The organism is Gemmata palustris (assembly GCF_017939745.1).
Taxonomy (GTDB): domain Bacteria; phylum Planctomycetota; class Planctomycetia; order Gemmatales; family Gemmataceae; genus Gemmata; species Gemmata palustris.
In genome coordinates, this window is record NZ_JAGKQQ010000001.1 from 8069709 (window position 1) to 8091880 (window position 22172).

General features: G+C 65.8%; 17 protein-coding genes. 10 read left to right on the plus strand and 7 right to left on the minus strand.

Annotated elements, in window-relative coordinates; genetic code table 11:
- The first annotated feature begins 717 nt into the window (after positions 1-717).
- From J8F10_RS33465 to J8F10_RS33485, 5 genes are all read left to right on the plus strand, one after another.
- A complete protein-coding gene (locus tag J8F10_RS33465) occupies positions 718-1689 on the plus strand; it encodes an alpha/beta hydrolase family protein (RefSeq protein ID WP_210661252.1) in 972 nt (323 codons plus the stop codon).
- Positions 1690-1853: 164 nt separating this feature from the next.
- Positions 1854-2093 (plus strand): DUF350 domain-containing protein, encoded by a 240-nt coding sequence (locus tag J8F10_RS33470; RefSeq protein ID WP_210661254.1) that lies wholly within the window; start codon positions 1854-1856, stop codon positions 2091-2093.
- A 4-nt stretch (positions 2094-2097) separates the two neighbouring features.
- On the plus strand, positions 2098-2643 hold the full coding sequence (locus J8F10_RS33475; RefSeq protein WP_210661256.1) for a hypothetical protein: 546 nt from the start codon (positions 2098-2100) through the stop codon (positions 2641-2643).
- Between the two features lie 14 nt (positions 2644-2657).
- A complete protein-coding gene (locus J8F10_RS33480; protein ID WP_210661258.1) occupies positions 2658-2972 on the plus strand; it encodes a P-II family nitrogen regulator in 315 nt (104 codons plus the stop codon).
- A 205-nt stretch (positions 2973-3177) separates the two neighbouring features.
- Positions 3178-4602 (plus strand): hypothetical protein, encoded by a 1425-nt coding sequence (locus tag J8F10_RS33485; RefSeq protein ID WP_210661260.1) that lies wholly within the window; start codon positions 3178-3180, stop codon positions 4600-4602.
- Positions 4603-4642: 40 nt separating this feature from the next.
- On the opposite strand, the gene J8F10_RS33490 is transcribed toward J8F10_RS33485, so the two are convergent.
- Positions 4643-4897 carry a hypothetical protein gene (locus tag J8F10_RS33490; protein ID WP_210661262.1) on the minus strand — a complete coding sequence of 85 codons (255 nt, stop codon included), beginning with the start codon at positions 4895-4897 and terminating at the stop codon, positions 4643-4645.
- Between the two features lie 155 nt (positions 4898-5052).
- Positions 5053-6459 (minus strand): MFS transporter, encoded by a 1407-nt coding sequence (locus J8F10_RS33495; RefSeq protein ID WP_210661264.1) that lies wholly within the window; start codon positions 6457-6459, stop codon positions 5053-5055.
- A gap of 165 nt (positions 6460-6624) precedes the next feature.
- Between J8F10_RS33495 and proC the strand changes: the two genes are divergently transcribed.
- The 4 genes from proC (at position 6625) to J8F10_RS33515 (ending at position 9868) form a co-directional block, all read left to right on the plus strand.
- On the plus strand, positions 6625-7455 hold the full coding sequence (proC, locus tag J8F10_RS33500) for a pyrroline-5-carboxylate reductase (RefSeq protein ID WP_210661266.1): 831 nt from the start codon (positions 6625-6627) through the stop codon (positions 7453-7455).
- A 179-nt stretch (positions 7456-7634) separates the two neighbouring features.
- On the plus strand, positions 7635-9179 hold the full coding sequence (gene guaA, locus J8F10_RS33505; RefSeq protein ID WP_210661268.1) for a glutamine-hydrolyzing GMP synthase: 1545 nt from the start codon (positions 7635-7637) through the stop codon (positions 9177-9179).
- Positions 9180-9193: 14 nt separating this feature from the next.
- Entirely contained in the window at positions 9194-9436 is a 243-nt protein-coding gene (locus J8F10_RS33510) for a hypothetical protein (protein WP_210661270.1), read from the plus strand.
- Positions 9437-9469: 33 nt separating this feature from the next.
- A complete protein-coding gene (locus J8F10_RS33515) occupies positions 9470-9868 on the plus strand; it encodes a hypothetical protein (RefSeq protein WP_210661272.1) in 399 nt (132 codons plus the stop codon).
- Positions 9869-9921: 53 nt separating this feature from the next.
- Here J8F10_RS33515 and J8F10_RS33520 read toward each other — a convergent pair whose 3' ends face one another.
- The 4 genes from J8F10_RS33520 to J8F10_RS33535 all read right to left on the minus strand — a co-directional run bounded on the left by J8F10_RS33520 (position 9922) and on the right by J8F10_RS33535 (position 18266).
- Entirely contained in the window at positions 9922-10836 is a 915-nt protein-coding gene (locus J8F10_RS33520; RefSeq protein ID WP_210661274.1) for a prenyltransferase/squalene oxidase repeat-containing protein, read from the minus strand.
- 151 nt (positions 10837-10987) lie between these two features.
- Positions 10988-11821 carry a hypothetical protein gene (locus J8F10_RS33525; RefSeq protein WP_210661276.1) on the minus strand — a complete coding sequence of 278 codons (834 nt, stop codon included), beginning with the start codon at positions 11819-11821 and terminating at the stop codon, positions 10988-10990.
- Between the two features lie 105 nt (positions 11822-11926).
- The gene (locus tag J8F10_RS33530) at positions 11927-16498 is read right to left on the minus strand and encodes a PAS domain S-box protein (RefSeq protein WP_210661278.1); all 4572 of its coding nucleotides are present in this window, start codon (positions 16496-16498) and stop codon (positions 11927-11929) included.
- Between the two features lie 394 nt (positions 16499-16892).
- Positions 16893-18266: an OprO/OprP family phosphate-selective porin gene (locus J8F10_RS33535; protein ID WP_210661281.1), complete on the minus strand. Its 1374-nt coding sequence runs from the start codon at positions 18264-18266 to the stop codon at positions 16893-16895.
- A 250-nt stretch (positions 18267-18516) separates the two neighbouring features.
- On the opposite strand from J8F10_RS33535, the gene J8F10_RS33540 reads away from it, so the two are divergent.
- Entirely contained in the window at positions 18517-19953 is a 1437-nt protein-coding gene (locus J8F10_RS33540) for a carbohydrate porin (RefSeq protein WP_210661282.1), read from the plus strand.
- A 48-nt stretch (positions 19954-20001) separates the two neighbouring features.
- On the opposite strand, the gene J8F10_RS33545 is transcribed toward J8F10_RS33540, so the two are convergent.
- Positions 20002-22035, minus strand: coding sequence for a SpoIIE family protein phosphatase (locus J8F10_RS33545; protein WP_210661284.1), 2034 nt, complete (start codon positions 22033-22035; stop codon positions 20002-20004).
- Positions 22036-22172 lie beyond the last annotated feature (137 nt).

Below are 22172 nucleotides of genomic sequence, written 5' to 3' on the forward strand. Positions count from 1 at the left end.
AAATCAATATTATCCGCCCGTCCACTAGTCTATAATTGGGGCGCGCCTCGTTCTCCGCGCGTGGAGCCGCCGAAATGCGGATTGGCAGGACCGAACGGAAGCGCGTAGGTGGACGGCTCTCGGCCCGGCGCGGCCACTAGCGAATCTTGTTTCGAGATCCCCGTAGCGCCCGAACGAGCCGCGACCGCAAGGGAGCGGGGCTTCCCGTGTGTTGAACCGGGACGACAAACAGGAGCGCCTCCCGCCCCCTTGCGGTCGCGGCTCACTACACGGAAACGGAACTAACGTCGGGCACAGCCCGACCTACAAACACCGGTTTTGCCCCCGACTCTTCGGCTTTTGCGGTACAAGTACGGCCCAATAATCTCGGCAAGATTGTTAGCTGTTTACAGCGATTATCAGTCACCGAGTTAACTACAATCACCGGAATTTTGACGTCTGTTAGCGATTGTTACCCTGTGGAGCAGCGCACCGGGTCGGGGTGCCGAATCTAAAGACTTGAAGTGTCAGCAGTTAGTGCGATCTTCGCCCGGTGCCGCCGGCCCAATGGCCCAAAATGTTAGCAATTGTTAGCCTCGAGGCGGGGACACAGATGAAGCAACAACCGTTCCGACAACGCACGAGTAAGAATGAGAATCCCGACCACGTCCTTGAGACGCGGGCGCCGACCGCGTACTATCGGGTGGAGCATTTTCCCGCCGCCACGGAACCCAACGCATGTCACGCCTAGCCGTCCCCGTCGTGGTCGCGTTGTGTTTTGTGCCCGCCGCGTCCGCGGCTAACAGCGCGGGCACGTTCCAGGTGCCCGCCGATGACACGAAGGCACTGATCGCCGAAGGCTACCGGTTCAAAGAGGCCTACAAGGGCGAGTACAAACTCGCGGACCGTTACGAGTTACGGCACAGCGATGTCACCGTTCGCGACCTCACGTTCCCGTCGCCGATGACGACCGACATCACGGAGAACAACACCGTTCACGCGGAGTATTTCACCCCGAACCGGCCGGGCAAGTTCCCGGCGGTCGTCGTGCTCGACATTATGCAGGGGAACCAGCGGATCGCGCGCGGCGAAGCGATGTGGTTGGCCCAGAACGGCGTCGCGTCGCTCGTGGTGGTGCTACCGCACTACAACCAACGGCGCGCCCCGGACAGCAAAGTGAAACTCGTTTCCACCAACATCCCGCGCACGCTCGACGGCATCCGGCAGGGCGTGCTCGATTGCCGCTGCGCGATCGCGTGGTTGGCCTCCCGACCGGAAATCGACGCCGACAACCTCGGCATGGTCGGCACCAGCCTGGGAAGCTTCCTCACCGCGCTCACCTCCGCGAACGAACCGCGGATCAAGAACGTGTGCATGATTCTCGGCGGCGGCGGGCTGGTCGATGCGTACTACGAGCACCCGAAGGCGAAAGACATCACGAAGGCGCTCGACGCGATCGGCGGGAAAACGATCGTGAAGCGCATCATCGCGCCGGTCGATCCGATCACCTACTCGGCGCAACTGAAGGGGAAGAACCTGCTCATGATCGCGGCGCGCGATGATGAGGTCGTTCCGCCGAAGGCCGCGACCGCGTTGTGGGAGGCGACCGGCAAGCAGCGCATCGTCTGGCTCGACGCGGGCCACATTACTGCCGGGCTGTACACAATGTCCGTCCTGCGAGAAATCCGCGACCACGTTCGCGCGAAGTAGCTTCTGGTCCGCCGCACGCCATTCAACACCGCGGCCCGGCTTTTTCCGCGCGGGCCGCGAGATCGTTCGCCGATTTGCGAAAATGACGGGTGAAACCCCGCGAATGTCACCGTACAGTGGTGCCCGGTTCGGGCTTTCGTTCACCACTCGAAACGGGTGCGGTCATGCTGCTGTTCGCGGAACACTGGAACTCCGAAGCGTTCGCAATGTCGCTCCTGGCAGCGGCCGTATTCGGGCTGCTCGGGATCGCACTGTTGGCCCTGGGCTTCAAGGTGTTCGAGTGGATCACGCCCAAACTCGACGTCGAACAAGAACTTGCGAAGGGCAACATCGCGGTCGGCATTTTGGTCGGCGCGGTGGTTCTCGGGACCAGCCTGATTGTTGTTCGGGCCATCGGCGGTTAAACCCATGAGAAAATCGCGCGCAATTACTCTCACGGTACTGGGCGGGCTGACGCTCTCCGGGTGCTGTCTCGCCTCACTCGGGTGCGGCAAGAGCGAACAGCACGACGCCTCGGCCGAGCCGTCCGAGCCCGTAGACAACAACTGGTACGACGAGCACGGTAACGCGGTCCCCGAGAAGTGGAAGACCGACGGGAACGGCAACCGCGTGCTCGACGCGGAGGGCCGACCGATCCCGGAACCGAGCGTTCCATATGATCGGCACCACCGCCCGTGGGTGTGGTCGAACGGCTCCTGGATTCCGCTGATACTGATGAGCCGCGCCGGTCCGGGAGTGCCGTACAACACACCGATGCGCAGCCACAGTTCTAGTTCAAGTTCGTGGTTCAGCGGCGGTTCCGGCTACCGCTCCACCAGTACCACGACTACGTACCGTTCTGGAACTGGTACCGGGTCGCACTCGGTCGCGCCATCGGCCCCGGCCGGTTCGTCCATCAGTCGCGGCGGGTTCGGCAGCACGGGTTCATCGCCTTCGAGTAGCAGTAGTTCGTGACACGCGGTTGCTTCATGAAACAGCTCACGATCGTAGTGAAACCGTTCCGGGCCGAATCGGTATTGCGGGCCATCGCCGATCTCGGCGTGACTGCGTGCGCGGTGCGCGAAGCCAAGGGCTACGGCCGGCAGAAGGGCTACCTCGACCGCTACCGCGGGTCCGAGTACAGCACCGCGTACCTGCCAAAAGTGGAAATCACCGTTTGGGCAACCGACGAGCAAGCGACCGCATTGAACGAAGCCGTGCCGAAGGTCGCTCGCACCGGGCGCATCGGCGACGGCAAGGTGTTCGTGGTGCCGCTCGCGTGGCCCGAACCGCTTGTGTTTTAAGAGGGAAGAAACCTACCCCCAACCCCCTCCCTGAAGGGAAGGGGCTTAAATCAGAACCATTGATGGTGCGGTCTTCGGTATTTGGTTTTTCTCCCCCTTCATTTTTAGGGAAGGGAGTCGGGGGGAGGTTCTTCCCTCAACTCTCGCCCCTCGCAAAGCCGATACAACCCGAACAGCCGTAATCCGTCTCGTTCGGGGGAAGCAAATGCGCAAGCGAATCGCGGCGGCGGGGTTGGGGGTGCTTCTCGGGGCGACCAGCGCCAGCGCGCAACCGACTCGCCCGGGCGCGTACCCTCCGGGCGTTTCCCCTCCCGGTTTGGCCATTCCCGCGTCTCCCAGTATGCCGGTGTTTCCCGGCTCGCCGGCGATCCCGAACGCGCCCGCTCCCCCGGGATTGTTGCCGCCGCTGGTGCCGAAACCTCCGGCCACGTTTACGCCCGGTATGTCCGCGCCCGGCTCCTCAATGACGCCACCGGGGTTCCCGGCGCAGCCGAAGCAGCCGACCGCCACGGAACCCGCGCTCCCGCAACAGGAACAGAAGCTCGCGATGAGCGCGATGGACGTGTCCGTCAAGCGCGTCATGGGCGGGTGGGAGGTCTGGGCCGGGCAAAAGGTACTGCGAAACACGGGCGACAACGAAAATAACGCCCGCGACGTGGCCCGCGTACTGCGCGAGCTCCGACCGACCGAGTGGGTCACCATCGGCGGGGCGAAGCCGGTCATCGAGTACGGGCTCACCAACGGGCGCCCGGCGGTCGCGGGCGCAGCGCAGCCCGATCCGAAAGACAACAACGCCGGTCCGGTGGCCCACGCGGGCGGCCCCAACGCCCCGCAAACGGCCGGGACCGCGGCGAAATTCGTCCAGCCCATCGACCTCCGCACGACGCGCGTCGAAGCGATTCGGGGCGTGTGGTGCGTGCGCGACGACAACAACATCCTCCTCAACTTCGGCACGGATAAGGGCGGAGCGGAGCAAGCGACCGCGGTCATTCAGAAGTACGGGTTCAACCGCGTGGGCGTGGTCGGAACCCCGACGCAGCCGGTCATGAGCTACCTGTTCGCCTCGCTCGACCAGCTCAAACCCGCGCCCGGCGGTCAACTGATGCTGAGCGCCCAGATCGAGGGCCTGACGCGGACCGGCATCCCGATCCCGGGCGTCGGGTTCACCGGCGAGATGGTGAAGATCGACCCGAACAAGATCGAAGTGCGCAAGGACGGGGTCGATTGGGTGGTCGCGTCCGGCCCCGAGGTGCTGGGCCGGTTCGGGCCGGTGGAGTGGACCGCGCGCGAGGCCGCGCGAACGGTCCGGGACGCGAAATTCACCGAGTTTTGCAGGCTCGGGGGATCGGCCGGGTTAACGTTCTTCCTCACGGACGGGAAGCCACCGACTCGGGCGCCGTTCAACGCCCAGGGGCGCAACTTCGACCCCGCCGCACTGAAGGTTCAGCAGGTCAACGATAAGTGGATGGTCACCGACGCCGGCAAGCAACTACTGCAAGTGGGCAGCGCACAGGAGGGCGAAACCATCGTCCGCGTGCTGAAGGCCTACGGCTTCGACCAGACCGCGCACCTCTCCGCCGCCGGCGCGAAAGGTGGGATCACGTTCCTGGTGAAGAACAGCCACCGCTGAGCGACAAGCGGTGAAGGCGACCGGCCGGTCGTGTTGCACACTACCAGCCGAGCTTCGTGCGGAGCTGGTCGAGCCCGCCCGCGAGTGCGGCATCGGCCGTGGGGTAGGTCGCGGCGAGGTCGTCGAGGCGCTTGCCGTTCACGGTGTTGCTCACCGAACAAGCGAATTTCCCCGCCGCGGGGCGCACTTCGAGTTTGTAGAGCGGTTGCGCTTCGAGCATCACGAACGTCGTCTCCGGGCGCACGCCGGGCTTCAGCGCCCCACTTCGCGCGGCCAACCAATCAGGTGCGTTCATTTCGTTCCTTATTCAAATGTCGGTAGCCACTGATGCACAGGGCTTCCGCCCGGTGCTACAAACGCCGGCCGCTCCGCGGCGTGAAAGGCGTTGCAGGTACTTGTTTTCGCCCCGGAGGAGCCGTCTAACGGAGCACCGGGCGGAAGCTCTGTGCCCTACTCCGGCAACGGCTTGCCCTTCGTCTCCGGGAGGAACGGCAACACGAACAGCCCCACGAGGAAGATACTACACATCGTGACGCCCGCGTAGCGGAACGCATCGGCCCCGTGGCTCGCGAACACCACCGTCGTGAGCTGGCCGAGCGCCGCCGGCCCGAGCGCGGCGACCAGCCGACCCGCGTTGTAGCAGAACGATGTGCCGGTACTGCGGTACTTGGTGGGGAACAGTTCGGGTAAGTAGATCGCGTACCCGCCGAACAGCGCGAGTTGGCAGAACCCCATAATCGGGATCATCCAGAACACGTCGTCGCGGGTTTTCAGGAACCAGAACGTCCCCGCCGTCGAGAGCATCGCCAGAACAAAGAACAGAGCGAACGTGGGTCGCCGACCGACTATCCCGGTCACCCAACTGAACGCGAAGATCCCGAAGAACGCCCCCCCGTTCTGTACCAGTGACGCCACCCCGCGCCACCAACCGATCTCGCCCTTCAACTGGTCCCCGCTCAGTCCTTCACTGGCCAGTGTGGATTCGAGGGCGAGTTGCACCAAACGCGGCGAGAAGAACGCGATCCCCCACAACCCGATGACCCCGGCCCCGGTCAACAACAGGCCGCACAGAACGCGCTTGTTCCACGGGCTCGTGGAGAAAATGCCGACTAACGTGCCGAAAAACGCCTGCCACGGAGATGGCCGGGTCCCGAGGGCCTCCGCTTCCCGCATGGCCTTCCATTTCTCCGGCTCGCGGAGCGAAAACTGCACGACGACCAGCAAAATACCGGGCAGAATTCCGATCAGGAACATTACCCGCCACGGGAGCAACCACCCGTCCGCCGGAAACGCCCCGCCCTTCTGAAGCGAGCCGAGGTACATGTTAAGGAGCGCGGCGGAGCAGTTCCCGAGTACGCTCGATGCCTGAAACAGACCCAAGATGTACGGCCTGGCGTTATTGGGAACCGTTTCGGCCAGAAGCACGACCGCCGACGCGAACGCCCCGCCGACCCCCAACCCCGTGAGTAATCGATACGCCATGAAGTCCCAGGGACCGGTCGAGAGGGCGCTCAAACCCGTAAACAGTGCGTACAAACCGATGGTCATCGTCAGAGTTTTCACCCGGCCGAGTCGGTCGCCCAAAACCCCGAAGCCGATCCCGCCGATCGCCCACCCGATCAGGAACACGGACGTCGCGTAGGTGGCGTAGCTGCCGACCTGCGGGTCACTGGCCGGTTTCTGCATCACGGTCGCGAGGGCCGGGTCGCGGGCCAGCACGAAGAGCTGCTGATCCATGCAGTCCAGATCCCACGCCAAGCAGCAGACGACGAACACGAACCACTGGTAACGGGTCAGGTCTTTGAGACTCGCCCACCCGGTTCGCGGCGGGGACGGGACGGGGGGATCAACGGACATTGGCAGCGCTCTTCTTTGGCGAGTGGACGGCGGGAACCCGAGAATCGGTCCAGGCGGTTCCGAAAACAGTACCCGGGCGCACGATCCGACGCCAGCATTTCCGCGGGCGCCACAAAGTCGCTATGATAGATTTTTCGCTTTCGCGAGAGCAGAGGTTCTAATCGGATGCCCGCAGAGCGCACGTTCCCGCTAGCGGTCGGCTTCCTCGGTGCCGGACAGATGGCCACCGCGCTCGCGTCCGCGTGGGCGAAGGCCGGCCTGCTCGACGTCTCGCGCAGCCGCGCCGCCGATCCGTATCCCGATGCGCGCGCCAAGTTCCAGTCCGCCACCGGTATCGCGACCACCGAAACCAACCGCGACGTCCTCGCCGCCTGCGACGTCCTCGTGCTCGCGGTGAAGCCGCAAGTCATGTCAGCGGTTCTCGATGAGATCAAACCGGCCATCAGCGCGGCCCACTTGATCGTTTCCATCGCCGCTGGTGTCACGCTGAAAACGCTCGGCGACGGCCTGGGAGCAGACACGAAGCTCGTTCGCGTGATGCCGAACACGCCGTGCCTCGTCAGCGCGAGCGCGACCGGTTTCAGCCCCGGGGCAACCGCAACTCCCGACGATGCGGCTCTCGTCGAGCGTTTATTCACTGCCGTGGGAATGGCGTACCGGGTGCCCGAACACCTGCTGGACGCGGTCACCGGTTTGAGCGGCAGCGGCCCGGCGTTCGTGTACCTCTTCATTGAAGCGCTCGCCGATGGCGGCGTGCGGTGCGGCCTCCCGCGTGCGGTGGCTCAGTCCCTCGCGGCACAGACGGTACTCGGCGCGGCACGCATGGTGCTCGAAACGGGCCAGCACCCCGGCGCCCTCAAGGACGCGGTCGCCAGTCCCGGCGGCACGACCATCGCGGGGATTCATGCACTGGAACGCGCTGCGTTCCGCGCCGCTGCAATGGATGCGGTAGAAGCCGCCACCAAGCGGGCACAGGAATTGGGAAAGAAGGAATGAGGATTCGCCACGGATCAATGCGGATGGCACGGATCAAAACAATGCAGAGAAGAGGACTTCAGTAGGACCGACGGAATGAGATTTCTTGATCCTGTTCATCCCGTGAATCCTGTTGAAAATTCTTCTGTCTTAATCCGCGTTTATCGGCGTTCATCCGCGGCTGATTGGGTTGTGAACTCATGACAAATGAACTCGTCCTGATCTTCGATTTCGGTTCACAGTTCGGGCAGCTCATCGCCCGGCGGGTGCGCGAGCAGAACGTGTTCTGCCAGGTGGTGCGCCACGACCTCTCGCCCGAGCGCGTGCGGGAACTGAACCCGAAGGGGATCATCCTCTCGGGCGGGCCGGCGAGCGTGTACGAACCCGGCGCGCCGCACTGTTCCCCCGAAATCTTCAACATGGGGATTCCCGTTCTCGCGATCTGCTACGGGATGCAGCTCGCGTGTCACTTCCTCGGCGGCAAGGTCGGCGGAACGGCGCACACCCGCGAGTACGGGCGCGCGACGCTCACCGTCAACGAGCGGAACACGATCTTCCAGGGGTACCCGGCCGAATCGACCGTCTGGATGAGCCACGGCGATCAGGTGGAGAACGTGAGCGGCGATTTCGAGCCGCTCGCATCCACGGACACGTGCCCGCTGGCCGCGGTGAAGCACAAGTCGCGCCCCATCTTCGGGCTGCAGTTTCACCCGGAAGTGGCGCACACGCCGCACGGCGGGCAACTCCTCGCCAACTTCCTCCGCGACGTGTGCGGGTGCTCCGGCCAGTGGAAGATGCAGGCGTTCATCGACAACACGATCGCCGATATTCGGGCCAAGGTCGGCAACAAGCGGGTCATCTGCGGGCTGTCGGGCGGCGTCGATTCAAGCGTGTGCGCCGCGCTCCTGGTCAAAGCGATCGGCTCGCAAGTGGCGTGCATTTACGTCGATAACGGGCTGATGCGCGAGGGCGAAACGGAGCTGGTGAAGCACACGTTCCGTGACTGGTTCAAAGCCGACCTGCACGCAGTAGACGCTGGTGAGCGCTTCCTGTCCGCCCTCGCCGGCGTGACCGATCCGCAAGAGAAGCGCAAGATCATCGGGAAAGTGTTCATCGACGTGTTCAAGCACGAGGCGAAGAGCATCCCGGACGCGCACTTCCTCGCGCAAGGCACGCTCTACCCCGACGTGATCGAGAGCGGCGGGAGCGTCGACGGCCCGGCCGCGACGATCAAACTGCACCACAACGTCGGCGGGTTGCCGGCGGAACTCGGGTTCGAGCTGGTCGAACCGCTCCGCGACCTGTTCAAGGACGAGGTGCGAAAACTGGGCATCGAACTCGGGCTGCCGGAAGACGTGGTGTGGCGCCACCCGTTCCCCGGTCCCGGTCTCGCGGTGCGCTGTCTCGGCGAGGTCACCGAGTCGAAGCTCGCGACGCTCCGCAAGGCGGACACGATCTTCCTTGAGGAATTGCGGAAGGCCGGCTTGTACCGCAAAACCGCCCAGGCGTTCGCGGTGCTACTGCCGGTGCGGTCCGTGGGCGTGATGGGCGACGGCCGCACTTACGAGAACACCATCTGTCTGCGGTGCGTGCAGACCGACGACTTCATGACCGCCGACTGGTCTCGGCTTCCCGAAGACCTGCTCGCCCGCGTCGCGACCGCGATCATTAACCGCGTGAAGGGCATCAACCGCGTGGTGTACGACATCAGCAGTAAACCGCCCGCGACGATCGAGTGGGAGTAACCCCGGACCGAGCCATGCGCGCCGACATCTGTGCGTCCGACGATTACGACACGCGCGAGCGCCTCGCCGACGCGATTCGTGCCCTCGGCGGCGCGCACGAAGGCGAATGGGACGCGCTCGGCGTGGGCCTGCACCGCTTTCGGTTCCCCGAGGGCGAACTGTCCGTGTTCATTGATGCGTGGTTCGTTGACGTGGCCGGACCGGACGAACTGGTGCAGCAAGTCCTACAGTTAATCTCCGGGCACGATGACGGTTAACTCGAATATCTACGCACTACCGGAGACGCACCGATGATGGCTTGGCCGACGCTCATTTGCGGCGCCCTGTTGGTTCTGGTCGGGATCGTGGGCTACGGCACCTCGGAGGTTCAACCGCCCCCCGTCACCGCACTGATTCCCGCGTTCTTCGGTGCGGCGCTCGTCGTGTGCGGCGCGCTCGCGTTCAACGATAAGCTGCGCAAGCACGTGATGCACCTCGCGGCAATGGTCGGGTTGCTCGGCGCGGTCGGCGGGTTCATGCCGCTCATCCGCCAGATCAACAAGACCGGCGAGTTCGACCCGGTGAAGAGGTCCGCGATCGCGGGCGAGCTGATGATTGTGGTGTGCGTGGTATTCGTGGGGATGTGCGTGAACTCGTTCATTCAGGCGAAGAAGGCGCGCAAAGCGAAGGAAGCCGCCGGCGCCGTGTAGTACAAAGCACACGCCCCGGTCTTTGACCGGGGCGTTCTGTTGGTGCTCGCCCGTCACTTCTTCGCGGCGTCCATGTCGTCGAGCCACTTCGAGATGATGGTGCAGTAGTACACGCCACCCATGCTGGACTTGTCGCCGGGCTTGGTCGCGAATCCCCCGTCCTTATTGCGGTGCGTGTTGATGAACGCACGCAACTCTTTCACGTCCTTCGGCTTCTCTTTGAGTAGCATCAGCGCCCGCATTACGCGATACGTTGTTTCGATGTCCGACGCCTTCTCCCCCTTTTTGCCCCATCCACCATCAGCGCGTTGACCGGTCAGTAACGGGGCCGCAACAACGGCCCGGTTTCCCGGCTCGAACTTCTCATCGGGCTTCAACCGCAGATTGAACGCGAGTAGCGAACCGACCTCGCGGGCTTGCTCCGCACCGGGCGCGCCTTTGAACGTGTCGCGACCGTAATTTCCCGCGATCTCGAACCACGAGTCCAGTTTGAACGGGCAGTCCTTTACGCCCCACGCTTCGACGCCCGCGGCCCCGATCCGCACCTCCTCGAACGTCTTCGCGTTGTCCTTGAGGTAGCCCATCGCTTTCGCGTACTTCTCGTGCGGGATGCCGAACTCCGTCGCGGCCATCACGCCGACACTGGTAATCGCCACGTCGGGTTTGCCGCCCGGTTCGGCGAAGCCGCCCGTCATCGGGTCGTAGCACTTCAACACAAACGCCGCGTGCTTGTCCTTATTGGGAATGTCCGCGCCGAGGTACTTCAGTGCGCGAGCGGCACTGCTCGTCGCGCGCAAGCTGGGACGCGGCACCGCGTCAATGTTCGGGTCTTGTGGGGCGAGGTAGAAGCCGCCTTTGGGGTCTTGCAGTTCCGTGACCCACTTGATCGTTTCCTTCTTTTGTGCTGCGGTCGGCTGCGCGAACACGAACGACGGGAACAGAAACACGAGCGCGAACGACGTTCTCACGACACTTCTCCTCTGTGGCGATCAGCGCGCCGGGGATAGCGCGAACGCGCTCCCAGAATACCGCCAGAGGAGTACGAAGCGAACAGCGAACAAAGTTAAAAGGCACCGGCCACGCGGCCCGCCGCGGGTGCCAGCGGCCCCACAGCGCGGCTCACCCCGCCTCGCTCGCGACCTCCGATTGCGCGGCAGCGAGACAAATCGGGCAGATGCCGTGGGTGAACTCGGCGTGACTGTGGTCCCGAACGTAGGCCTCGAGTTGCTGCCACCCGCTCTCGGCGTGGACCTTGTGGCACCACGCGCACACGCGGATCAGTCCCCGCAGGGTCCGAACCTCGGCCAGCGCCTGCCCCAAACTCGACGACAGTTCGGACTGCCGGAGCAGGGCCGCGAACAGCAGCCGCTGGCGCGCGTGGGTGCGGAACGCGAGAACCGCTCCCAGGACGTTCACGACCGACAGCCAGCACACGTCCCCGACGACCGAGGTGACGTCGCCCGGCGGGTTCAGCCACCCGGCGACCAGGACCGCCCCGCCGGTGTGCAGTAGCGCCCCCGCGACCTGCATCCGGAGCGGGAGCGGCATGATGCAGTAGGACATGAGGACCGCCAGCGCCGAAGTCATTCGCAACTCGATGTGACCGGCGGGCCACACGGCGCCGACGAACACGTGCAGGGCGACAGTGAGCGCGTACCAACTGCCGAAGATGCGGGCGAACCCGCCCGGGCTGCGCGGGGCGCGCAAGAGGGCCAGTGCGAGCGCAGACGCCACAACGAACGCGATACGGGCGCCCCACAGCCCGATCAGTTCCGGGCCGGGAAACAGTTGGTAATCGATCGCCCCGAGCCCGAGGACCGCGACCGCGGACGTACACAAAATCACCCGCCCGAAGGCCAGGTCGTGCGGCGCGTGGCGCCGCCGGTAAGCTTCTTCCAATTCCCCCGACTCGAACTCCCCCGTCAACCGCACGCGATCGACCGATTCTTCCACCCCCACGCTCCCACCCCATTCGTTCGGGGCGCGAATTCTGCCTCCGCGCCAAAAAGATTCCGTTCCGCCTGTCAAATAATAGGACGTGATTGGGACCGATGTGAGCTACCCGTCGAGTACCTCCCGCGCTTTTCGTGCCAGGGACATGGGAGTGAACGGTTTCTGAAGAAACGCATCGGTCGCTTCGACGATCCCGTGGCGCACCACCGCGTCGTCCGTGTACCCGCTCATGTAGATGATCTTGATGCCCGGGTGCCGCGCCCGCACGGTCTCCGCCACCTCCCGCCCGCCCACCCCGGGCATCACCACGTCCGTGACCAGAAGGTGAAGCGGTCCCGGGTGCCGCGCCACAATGCGCACCGCTTCCGCGCCGCAATCCGCCTCCAGTACCTCGTACCCGTACATCCGCAGGGCGAGCTTCGCGACCCCGCGCACGCCCGCGTCGTCTTCCACCAGGAGCACCGTCTCGGCCCCCCGCGGGACGGGCGGCCGCGCCTCGGCCGCCGTCCGCGCGATCTCCTGGGAAACGGCCGGGAAGAGGAGCTTGAAAGTCGTTCCGATCCCGACCTCACTGTAGACGTCGATGTGACCGCCGTAGGTCTTGACGATGCCGTAGACCGTGGCCAACCCCAGCCCGGTGCCCTTGCCCTGCTCTTTGGTCGTGAAGAACGGCTCGAAGATGCGGGTCTTCACCTCGTCCGTCATTCCCGCGCCGGTGTCCGAAACGGCCAACTGCACGTAGCCGCCCGGCTGCAGGTCCGGGTACGCGCCGTCGCCGGCCCCCACCGTGAGTGCCCGCGTTTCGATGGTGAGGCGCCCGCCCTTTGGCATCGCGTCCCGCGCGTTCACCACCAAGTTCATGACGGCCTGTTCGATCTGCCCGGGGTCCACTTTCACCCGGGCCAAACCGGGCGTCAGTACGGCGGCCAACGTGATGTCCTCCCCGATCAGGCGCGCGAGCAGCCGGGCGGACTGCGACACGATCTCGTTGAGGTCGAGAACCTTCGGTTCGATGATCGCTTTGCGGCTGAACGCCAGGAGTTGCGCCGTCAGCCCCGCGGCGCGCTCCCCGGCCGCGGCGATCGCGGTCACCGCCTTGTAATCCGGGTCGGCCGCGGGGGTGCTCCCGATCAAGAGGTCCGCGTACCCGTTGATAATGGTCAGGAGGTTGTTGAAGTCGTGCGCCACGCCGCCCGCCAAGCGCCCGACGGCTTCCATCTTCTGGGCCTGCCGGAACTGCTCCTCGACCTGCTTGCGCTCGGTCACGTCCGCCCACGACCCGACCACCTCGACCGGTTCCCCGGTCGCGGCGCGCACCAACCGCATCTCGCTCCGCACCCAACGGTACTGGCCGCTCCGGTGCCGGAACCGGTACTCGTCCGTCACTCGCCCGTTCGCGAACAAGTCCGCGCCCGTGTCCGCCGCCACCCGCGCGCGGTCCTCCGGGTGCATGTTCATTGCCCACCACGCGCGCTCGGACACCTCCTCCGGGGTGTAGCCCAGCATCCCGCGGACGTTCTCGCTCATCCACGCGATCCCACCGACCCGGCCGCCCTCGACGGTGAGGGTGTAGAGAACCGCGGGACTGGACGAAATGACGTAGCTGAGGCGCTCCTGAGCGCGCCGGAGCGCCTCTTCCGCGACCCGCCGATCGGTGACGTCCACCGCGAACCCGACGACCCCGGCGATCCGCCCGGCCGCGTCGCGGTACGGCACCTTGTCCGTTTGCAACCACCGGGTTCCGGTCGCGGTGTACAGCGGCTCGATCACGCCCAACAACGGCTGCCCGCTGGCCATGATCGCGTCTTCGTCCCGGTGGTACCGAGTGGCGTGCGGGGAGCCGAGTTCCTCATCGGTCCGCCCTTCGAGGGCCGCGCGGGGATGGCCGACGAGCCGGGCCAGTTCCCGGTTCACCCGGACCAGTCGGTGGTTCTGGTCCTTGAAGAAGATGAGGGCCGGAACGGTGTCGAGGATCAGTTCCAGTTCCGCGCGCCGGCGGTCCAGTTCGGCCTGGGCGCGCTTGCGCTCGGTGACGTCGGTGAGAACCCCGTGCCACAAGACGCCGCCGTCCGGCTCGCGCGCCGGCGCGGCCCACCCCTCGATCCAGATCTCGCCCTTGATCGGGTGCCGCACCCGGTGCTCGATGTGCCAGAGCGACAGGTTCCGAACGGACTCGGCCAGGGCCGCTTGCAACGGCTCGATGTCCTCCGGGTACAACAACGGGCCGATGACCGAAGCGTCCTCGGCCAGAACCTCGGGCGGAACCCCGTAAATGTCCAAGATCCCGGGGCTGGCGTAGGGGAAACAGCGCGTGCCGTCCGGCCGGACGCGGAACGAGTGGATCACGCCGGGCGAAACGGCCGCGAGGCGCGTGAACCGGTCCCGCTCCTGGCGCAGCGCTTCTTCGGCGTGCTTGCGGTCCGTGATGTCCCGGAGGAACCCGGTGAACGTCAGCGGGGCGCCCGGGTTGCGGGTAATGCTCAGTTCCGCCACGAACCGCTCACCGCCCTTGCGGAGCGCGGGCAGTTCGAGCCGGCACCCGAGGACCGGTCCTTCCCCTGTGGCCAGGTAGTGGAGTATCCCGGCCCGGTGCGCGGCCCGGTGCTCGGGCGGGATGAGTAGTTCCGCCATCTCGAGCCCGAGTACGTGTTCCCGGGTGTACCCGAAGACCCGTTCGGCGGCGGGGTTGAATTCGAGAACGCGCCCCTGTGCGTCGATCACGACGATACAGTCCAGCGCCGTCTCAATCACGGCCTTGGTCCGGGCCTCGCTCGCCCGCAGTGTCTCCTCGGCTTCCTTGAGATCCTGAATGTTCCGCCTGATCCCGACGAGCCCGGTCACGGCGCCGGTCCGATCGCGCAGGGGCGTCTTGACGGTCAAGTACCACCGGTCCCGGCCGTCCCGGGAGCGAACCAGTTCCTCCTTGTTGAACACCGTCGCGCCGTCGCGCAGGACCCGCAGATCGTCCTCGTGGTACTGCTGGGCCAGGTGCGGCGGGTGGACGTCGAATACCGTTTTCCCGCCGAGGTCCGATTCGCTCCCCGCCCCGACCATCTCGTTGTGTGCCCGGTTGCTGACCGCGAACCGGCCGTCCGCGCCCTTGGTCCAGATCGCGTCGGGGAGCGCGTCGATCAGTGTCCGCAGGAGCGCGTGTGCCCGCTCCAGGGACTCCTCGGCCCGCTTCCGCTTGGTGAAATCCCGAACCACCGCCACCAAATATTCGCGGTCCAGGCGCACGCGGTTGGCGCGGATCTCGACCGGGAACGTCGAACCGTCCTTCCGCTGGCGCCGACTCTCAAAGGTACTGGTTTCGTTCGGGCCGACGGCACCCGCCACCTCCCGCCAGGAACGGGCCGCAACGAGCGGATCGACGTCGGCCACGGCGCGCGCCAGGTACTCGTCCCGGGAATACCCGTGGATCAGGCACGCCTTCTCGTTGACGTCGAGGAACCGGCCCGTTTCCGGGTCGATCACCTCGATCCCGTCCGTCGTTCGGTCGACGAGCGCCCGGAACAGAACCAGCGCTTCTTCGGCCCGTTTCCGTTCCGTGACGTCGCGAGAAACCCCAATGAGACCGATGACGGCCCCGGTCGCGTCGCGGTACGGGGCCTTCGTCGCCTGGTACGCCCGGGTGACCCCGATCGCGGTCAGGATCTCCTCCTCCGTTTCCGTCCGGCCCGATTCCATAACCCGGCGGTCCCGGTCCATGACCCGCCGGGCGCTTTCGGGCTCGAACAGCGCGGCATCGTCCTTTCCCAGAATCTCCCCGACCGGCTTGCCGACGAAGCGCGCCCCGGCCTCGTTGCACAGCAGGTACTTGCCGGCCCGGTCCTTCACGAACACCGCGTCGGTCGTGCCGTCGGCCACCGCCCGGAGCATTTCGGCGGCCCGGAGCGAGTCCGCCTCTGCCCGGCGCTGTTCGGTCACGTCGTGCAGCGTCAGGACGACGAGGCCGGCTCCACTAATGGGGTCCGGGACCACGGTCCCGTCGTACCGAATGATCCACTCGCCCCCGGTATCGGTGCGCCGAACCTGGAGCTCGCACCCAACGGCCTCGCCCCGCATCAGTTTGGCCATCGGCCACTCGGAGCACGGGAGCGGCGGTTCGCCGAGCCGGGAGAGGACGAACGTGTCGGCGAACGTCGAGAGGTGCCGGCGCACCTCGCCCTGGTCCGCGTACCCGTGCATCCGGAGCGCGGCCGGGTTCCACTCCAACAAATTGCCGTCGGTATCGGCGACGACCACTCCGTCGACCGTGTGGTCCACGATCACACGGAGGCGGTGCAGTTCGGCTTCGAGTCCCACTCGGGCGGGCGGCACGGGGGCCGGGTTCTCGGCCCGGAGCGCGACCGCGAACCCGATGTGGTTCGCCCCATCGACCAGCACCGTGATTACGCAACGCGCGGCGAACGCCGAGCCTTCCTTCCCCATCCACCGCCCGTATTCTTCCACGCGCCCGTACTTCAGAGCCGCCCGAAAGGTTCGCTCCCGTTGTTCGGCTTCAGCGTCAGTGGGGGCCAGGAAAGCGAACGGGCGCCCAACGGCCTCCTCCCGCGGGTACCCGGTAAGACGTTCGGCGCCGGTGTTCCAGGTGACGATGTGGCCGGTCGGGTCGAGCGCGACCAAAGCGAGGTCCGTAGCCGCCTCGACCAGCAGACGGTAAGAGTCGGCGGGCACCTGGGCGGACCGGGAGGGAGAGGGGGGGGCGTTCAAGTTTGTTATGGGAGATGAGTAAATTCGGGAGTTAGCTCCTCCACCCATCTGATTATGGGCGAGATGGTGGAACTATGGGACGGATTTTTGGTTATTGAATTATGGTGCCCAATTCGTGCCCTGCCAACCGTAACGGGTCCGGTTGAAATAGCGGACACATAATCCGCTCACCGAATTGATATCTCACCAATGATTTCACACGCAGCAGGAAAATGTGAATGGGGCCGGTGGTGTGCCTGGGGAACGGTTAACTTCCAGAGCTTCCGGCTCTGGTGCTGGACAACTTCGGCCACCCGAGGTACGAGCGATTCTCGGAACCGCTGAGGACCAGATTACTACCGTCTTCCGCGATCACTGCTTACCAGAAGAGCGCGGTACGAACCCCGAAGACGTGAACCGGCAGCGCCGGCGTACCGCGGGCGTCCGGCGTGGCCATCGTATAGTTCACCATGATCCGCGTGTAATCGTTGAGGTACCAGTTCGCCCCGAGTGTCATTTGGAAGAGGACCGCGCCTTGGGAGGCGGTCGCGAACGGGCCGCTCGGTGCCTTCGGCAAATTGGCCGACATGAAGTCGCCCACCGCGAACCGAGCCGCGAGTTCCACCGCGCCGAACCCGGTGGCGGGCGTGCTCGGCGTTCGGACCAGCGGGCGCAACACGGACACGTTCGCGAACGCGGCGTCCGTCCGGTCGTACCCGCGGTGCTCGCCGGTCAGGAAGTAACTCGCGTCCACGTAGAACCCGTGCAGGAAAACCGGCCCGGCGCCCGTTTGTTGGATCGTGGTACCGAACCACTCGCCCTGGAACGAAAGCGGCCCGAAGACGGCCGCGGCCTGGAGGTTGTAGAGCTGCTGGCTGCTCGCGGGGATGTTGATCGTCGGTAGGAACGGCGACACGGGGCTGTCGTTCACGTCGAGGATGTTCGATTGCGCGTCCGGGGCGTAGCGGACCACACCGTTGGGCGGAACCCGGTGCGAGAACGCGCCGCCGATGTGGATGAGGCGAAAGATCCCCTCGTCGTTCGCGTAGATTGGTAACCCGGTGAGCCGGGTGGTTACGGCCCAGTTGCCATCGTCCCCGCCACTGAACCCGCCGTTGTTCGTGCCGACGCGAAACGCTCCGAGGGCGAACGTCGCCCGCTCGTTCTCGGTCCACCACCTCCCGGCGACGCCCCAATCGCGCGCCGGGTCCAGTTCGTTCAGCGGCGAGCGCTCCATGAACGTGATGAAGCGCGAACTGGTCGCACCTTCCAGGCTGAACGGCTCGCGAAAGTAGCCCACCCGCAGTTCGCGGAGCCCCGGCAGCGCGGTCAGCCCCACGTACAGGTCGCGCGGGCGGAAGTTCCCGTTCGCGAAGTCGATCTCCGCGACCCAGCGGGCGGAATCGCCCACCGTACCTTGCGCACCGAGACGCGCGCGGCGGAACCCGTAACCGTTTTGGAGGTCGCCGATTAGCGCTTTGCTCGACGTCGATTGCGAGACCACCACCGCGTCCGCTTCGATGCGCCCGCGGAGTTCAATGGTCGGCTTCAATCCCAATCGCTCGGCCAGCGGGTTGGTCGTGTCCGGTGGGAGATTGGGAACAGTTGGGGCGCCCGCTACTGGCGCTGGGGGGCTGGGGGGAGCACGCTCCCCCGCGGGCGCGCTCGGCTCCGGCGGAAGATCACTCGCACGTGTCGGTGCCGAGATCGATCCCGTAACGACGAGCGCTATCCACGCGGCCCAGCGGGTCATGGCACCCCAAAAAATCGCTCAAGGTTTCCCGCTCCATAGTCGGATCACGGTACGCAATCAACGGCAAGCTGTTCCGCGTGTAGTAGCCCGCTTAGCCGGCTTCAGTAGTTCGCCCCGTTTTTCCATTACCGCGTTCTTACCAGCGCACCGATAGTTCCCGTGGTTGATCGGGCGAATTGCACTGACCGTGATTTAAACCAGATCTCGCCCAGGTTGCGCCACGGACGGCGCGTCGTGAAGGACTCACGCCATGCGGAAACTCTATTTCGGCCTGCTGGCGGCGGTCGCCGTGGGCCTGACGCACACGAGTCGGGGGGCGGCCCAAAACCCGATCGCCGCTCCCGCTCCTCCGGCCGCGCTGCCCGAAGGTGCGCCCCCGGCTGCCGCTCAACCACCCGCGATCCCGACGCAACCCGTTTCACCCGGAGCATTTGATGCGCTCCAGGGCATTACAGGGTGCGCGCCCGCGGAACCGCCCGCGCCCCCAACGCCGCCGCCCTTTGGTGGCCCCCTCCTCGAGCGCCAGAAGTTCCTCGGCGATTGGGGCGGCGCGCGGGAGCGATTGCGCGAGCGCGGGATCACGTTCGACATTTATTCGACGAATGTTCTCGGCGACGTGGCGAACGGGGGATCGCGCGAGAGCCTCCAGCAGCGCGGGCGCATCGACTACCTGATGCACGTCGATGGTGAGAAGGCCGGGTTGTGGAAAGGGGCGTTCATCGACCTGCACGCGGAAATGGCATACGGCACCGCGATCAGCGGGTACACCGGCGCCCTGGAGCCGGCGAGCATCGCACAGATTCTGCCCACTCCCAACGGGTACGTCGGCGCCCTGACCGGGGTGAAGTTCACTCAGGCCCTGTCGGAGCGGCTCATCACGTTCGTCGGGAAGATTAACACGGCCGAGGCGTTCAACCAGCCGTTTACCGGCGGCGCGCTCGGGATCGACGGGTTCCTGAACGGGGGGCTAACGATCCCGGCCGTGCTCGTGCGCACCATCCCGTACTCGACCTACGGCGCGGGCTTCGCGTACCTCAAGGGCGCCGACCCCGTTTTCTCGTTCAGCATTTTCGACGCGAACAACACGCCGACGCGCGACGGGTTCGACACGTTCTTCGACAACGGCGTGGTGTTCGTCCCGCAAATCAACGTCCCGACCAAGTTCTTCGGACTCCCCGGGCACCAAGGGATCACCGGATCGTACAGTACCAAGCGGTACGGCATTATCGACCGCACGGCGTTCATCAACCCGATCCTCGGGCTGGCCGCGCCGACCAAGAGCGGCTCGTGGGCACTGACGTACAACTTCGACCAGACCCTCTACGCGGCCCCGGACAACCCGAAGCGCTCGTGGGGCACGTTCGGGAACCTCGGCCTCGCGGACCAGAACCCCAGCCCGTTCCGGTGGTTCGCGAATATCGGCTTCGGTGGTAGCAGCCCCATAGCGTCCCGCAAGCTCGACACGTTCGGCGTCGGGTACTACTACTTGGGGCTGAACAACGCCCTCCAGAACCTCGCCCCGCGCGTGCTGCCCTTCCGGGATCACGAACAAGGGGTCGAACTGTTCTACAACTGCGCGGTGACCCGGTGGTGCCACATCACCCCGGACGTGCAGTTCGTGATCCCCGCACAAAAGCGGGCCGATGCCCTGACGGTCTTCGGCCTCCGGGCCAAGATCGATTTCTGATGTCCAGCGGTTCGCCCGTTTCGTGGTGGCGGGCCGGGACGCCGCGTGTCACTCGGCTCCGATCAGCGCCCCCATTTTGATGACGACGAAGGTCACGTCGTCGACCGACTTGGCCTCCCCGCGGAACGCGGTCAGGCGCTCGCGAAGGGCTGCCGCGATCGCGTCGGCGGACCCCGCGGCCGAAGCCCGAATCACGTCGCGCAGCCGGTCCTTCCCGAACTGCTCGCCGGTCGCGTCGGGCATTTCCCACACGCCGTCAGTTCCGATGAAGAGAACCCGTCCGGGCGGGAACGCCGCGGACGTTTGTTCGCGGTACTGCGTGTCGTCCATCACGCCGAGTGGCAAGTCGCCCTCGCCCACTTCGGCGAAGCTCCCGTCGGCCGGGTCGTAGACGATCACCGGATCGTGCCCGGCGCTCACCCAGCGCATCGTGCCGGTCTTCGAGTCGATCACCGAGAGGTGCATCGTCATGAACCGGTCGCCGCCGTGGTCGGCCGAGATGAGGCGGTTGAGCCGGCCCATCAGGTCCGCGAGATCCCCCGCGACCACCGCCCGGTCGCGCAGCACGGCGCGCACCCCGGCCATCACGAGCGCGGCCGCGACCCCGTGCCCCATCACGTCCCCCAGTGCCACCAGGACCGCGTTCGGCGCGGCCTTGTCCAGCACGAGGAAGTCGTAGTAGTCGCCGCCGGTTTCGTCGCAGTACGTGCTGTGCCCGGCCACATCGAGCCCGCGCACGACGGGGGCCGCGGTGGGGAGCAACCGCTGTTGCACCTCCATTGCGATCCCGAGCGAGTGCCGGAGCCGGAGCCGGTCCCGGAGGTCCGCGATCATCCGGTTGAGCGCGTCTGCGAGTTGGCGGAACTCGCGGCTCCCGCCGAACTCGGCTCTCGCTTCCAGGTCGCCCCCACCGACCTGCTGCATGAAGCCGATGAGGGCGGATACCGGGCGCGACACCACGTTCGCCAGCGCGAACGCGAGCCCGACGGCGGCCAGCACCGCGAGCGCTGCCGCCACGAGCGCGAGCACCTGCGTGCGCCACACGTCGCCCACGAAATCGGACTTCGGCGCGACCACAGCGACCGCCCAGACGAGGTCGTCACCGACGCGGAAGGTCGTGACCGATCCGAGGTAGTCCGTGTCCGCGTGGCGGAACTCGAAGCGGTGGAAGTCGTCGCCGGCCGCGGAGGTGAGGTACTCGGGGCGGAGGTTCGCGCGGTACGCATCGACGAGCGGGTCGCCGACGTCCGCGAGGGCCAGAATCTTTCCGCTGTCGCGCGCCCCGGACGCTCCCACGCCCCGGTGGTCCGGGTGCGCGAGTAAACTTCCATCAGCGGTGAAGAGGAACACATGCGAGTGCGCGCTCACCGACAGCCCGGAGACGAAATCCGAGAGCGCGTTCAGATCGAAGTCCACGCTCAGCACGCCGCGAATCGCGCCTGTGCCGTCTTTCACCGGAGCCGCGCACGAGATGCCCGGCACCCCCTGGTTGTAAAACACATACGGCGGGAGCCACACCAGCCGGCCCGATTGTTTCGCCCGGACGTAGAACGGGCGCGTCCGCGGGTCGTACCCGCTGTCATCGTCGGTCTTGAACACGTTCCGGGAGCCGTCGGGCCGCACGTCGTACTCGACCAGCTTCGTCTTCCCGCCCGCGATCCGGCTGTGGTTGATGCGGAGCGTGCCTTCCGGGGTCCGGTACGCGCCGGTGAACGTACCGGCCTCGTCCCCGTAGCTCACCCAACTCAGTCCGGGGTTCGCCCTTAGCACCGCGAGCAGTTGGGCGGCGATGCGGTCGTGATCGGCCACCGCGAGCCCGTTGTCGGCGAGTTGCACGAGCGATTCGACGACCGGCGCCGCGCGCAGCACGAATGCGTGAGTGTGTGTCGCGGCCCGCGCGCTGACCTCCCGGAACACCGCGCCGGTGAGGGCCTCGGTACTCGTTCGCGTACTGCGGTGCGCGAGCCACAACACTACCGCGCCCGTGAGCAGCACCAGCCCGCACACACCCAGCACCAACTTCGTGCGAAAACTCAGCCCATGTGGTGCGGCAGCAGGCGGGGCGTGCGCGATCGGATTCATGACCGTCCGGTTTAATGAAATGCGATCGTCCGCACTAACCCGCAGCGGGGACGATCGGGAATCGGGCCGACCCACGGTGAACGCGGTCACGATTGGGATCGGTTGAGCGCGTACCCGAGGATGATACACCGCTCGGT

Coding starts and splice junctions, on each gene's coding strand:
- J8F10_RS33465 (WP_210661252.1), top strand. CDS start 718: ATGTCACGCCTAGCCGTCCCCGTCGTGGTCGCGTTGTGTTTTGTGCCC.
- J8F10_RS33470 (WP_210661254.1), top strand. CDS start 1,854: ATGCTGCTGTTCGCGGAACACTGGAACTCCGAAGCGTTCGCAATGTCG.
- J8F10_RS33475 (WP_210661256.1), top strand. CDS start 2,098: ATGAGAAAATCGCGCGCAATTACTCTCACGGTACTGGGCGGGCTGACG.
- J8F10_RS33480 (WP_210661258.1), top strand. CDS start 2,658: ATGAAACAGCTCACGATCGTAGTGAAACCGTTCCGGGCCGAATCGGTA.
- J8F10_RS33485 (WP_210661260.1), top strand. CDS start 3,178: ATGCGCAAGCGAATCGCGGCGGCGGGGTTGGGGGTGCTTCTCGGGGCG.
- J8F10_RS33490 (WP_210661262.1), bottom strand. CDS start 4,897: ATGAACGCACCTGATTGGTTGGCCGCGCGAAGTGGGGCGCTGAAGCCC.
- J8F10_RS33495 (WP_210661264.1), bottom strand. CDS start 6,459: ATGTCCGTTGATCCCCCCGTCCCGTCCCCGCCGCGAACCGGGTGGGCG.
- proC (WP_210661266.1), top strand. CDS start 6,625: ATGCCCGCAGAGCGCACGTTCCCGCTAGCGGTCGGCTTCCTCGGTGCC.
- guaA (WP_210661268.1), top strand. CDS start 7,635: ATGACAAATGAACTCGTCCTGATCTTCGATTTCGGTTCACAGTTCGGG.
- J8F10_RS33510 (WP_210661270.1), top strand. CDS start 9,194: ATGCGCGCCGACATCTGTGCGTCCGACGATTACGACACGCGCGAGCGC.
- J8F10_RS33515 (WP_210661272.1), top strand. CDS start 9,470: ATGATGGCTTGGCCGACGCTCATTTGCGGCGCCCTGTTGGTTCTGGTC.
- J8F10_RS33535 (WP_210661281.1), bottom strand. CDS start 18,266: ATGACCCGCTGGGCCGCGTGGATAGCGCTCGTCGTTACGGGATCGATC.
- J8F10_RS33540 (WP_210661282.1), top strand. CDS start 18,517: ATGCGGAAACTCTATTTCGGCCTGCTGGCGGCGGTCGCCGTGGGCCTG.
- J8F10_RS33545 (WP_210661284.1), bottom strand. CDS start 22,035: ATGAATCCGATCGCGCACGCCCCGCCTGCTGCCGCACCACATGGGCTG.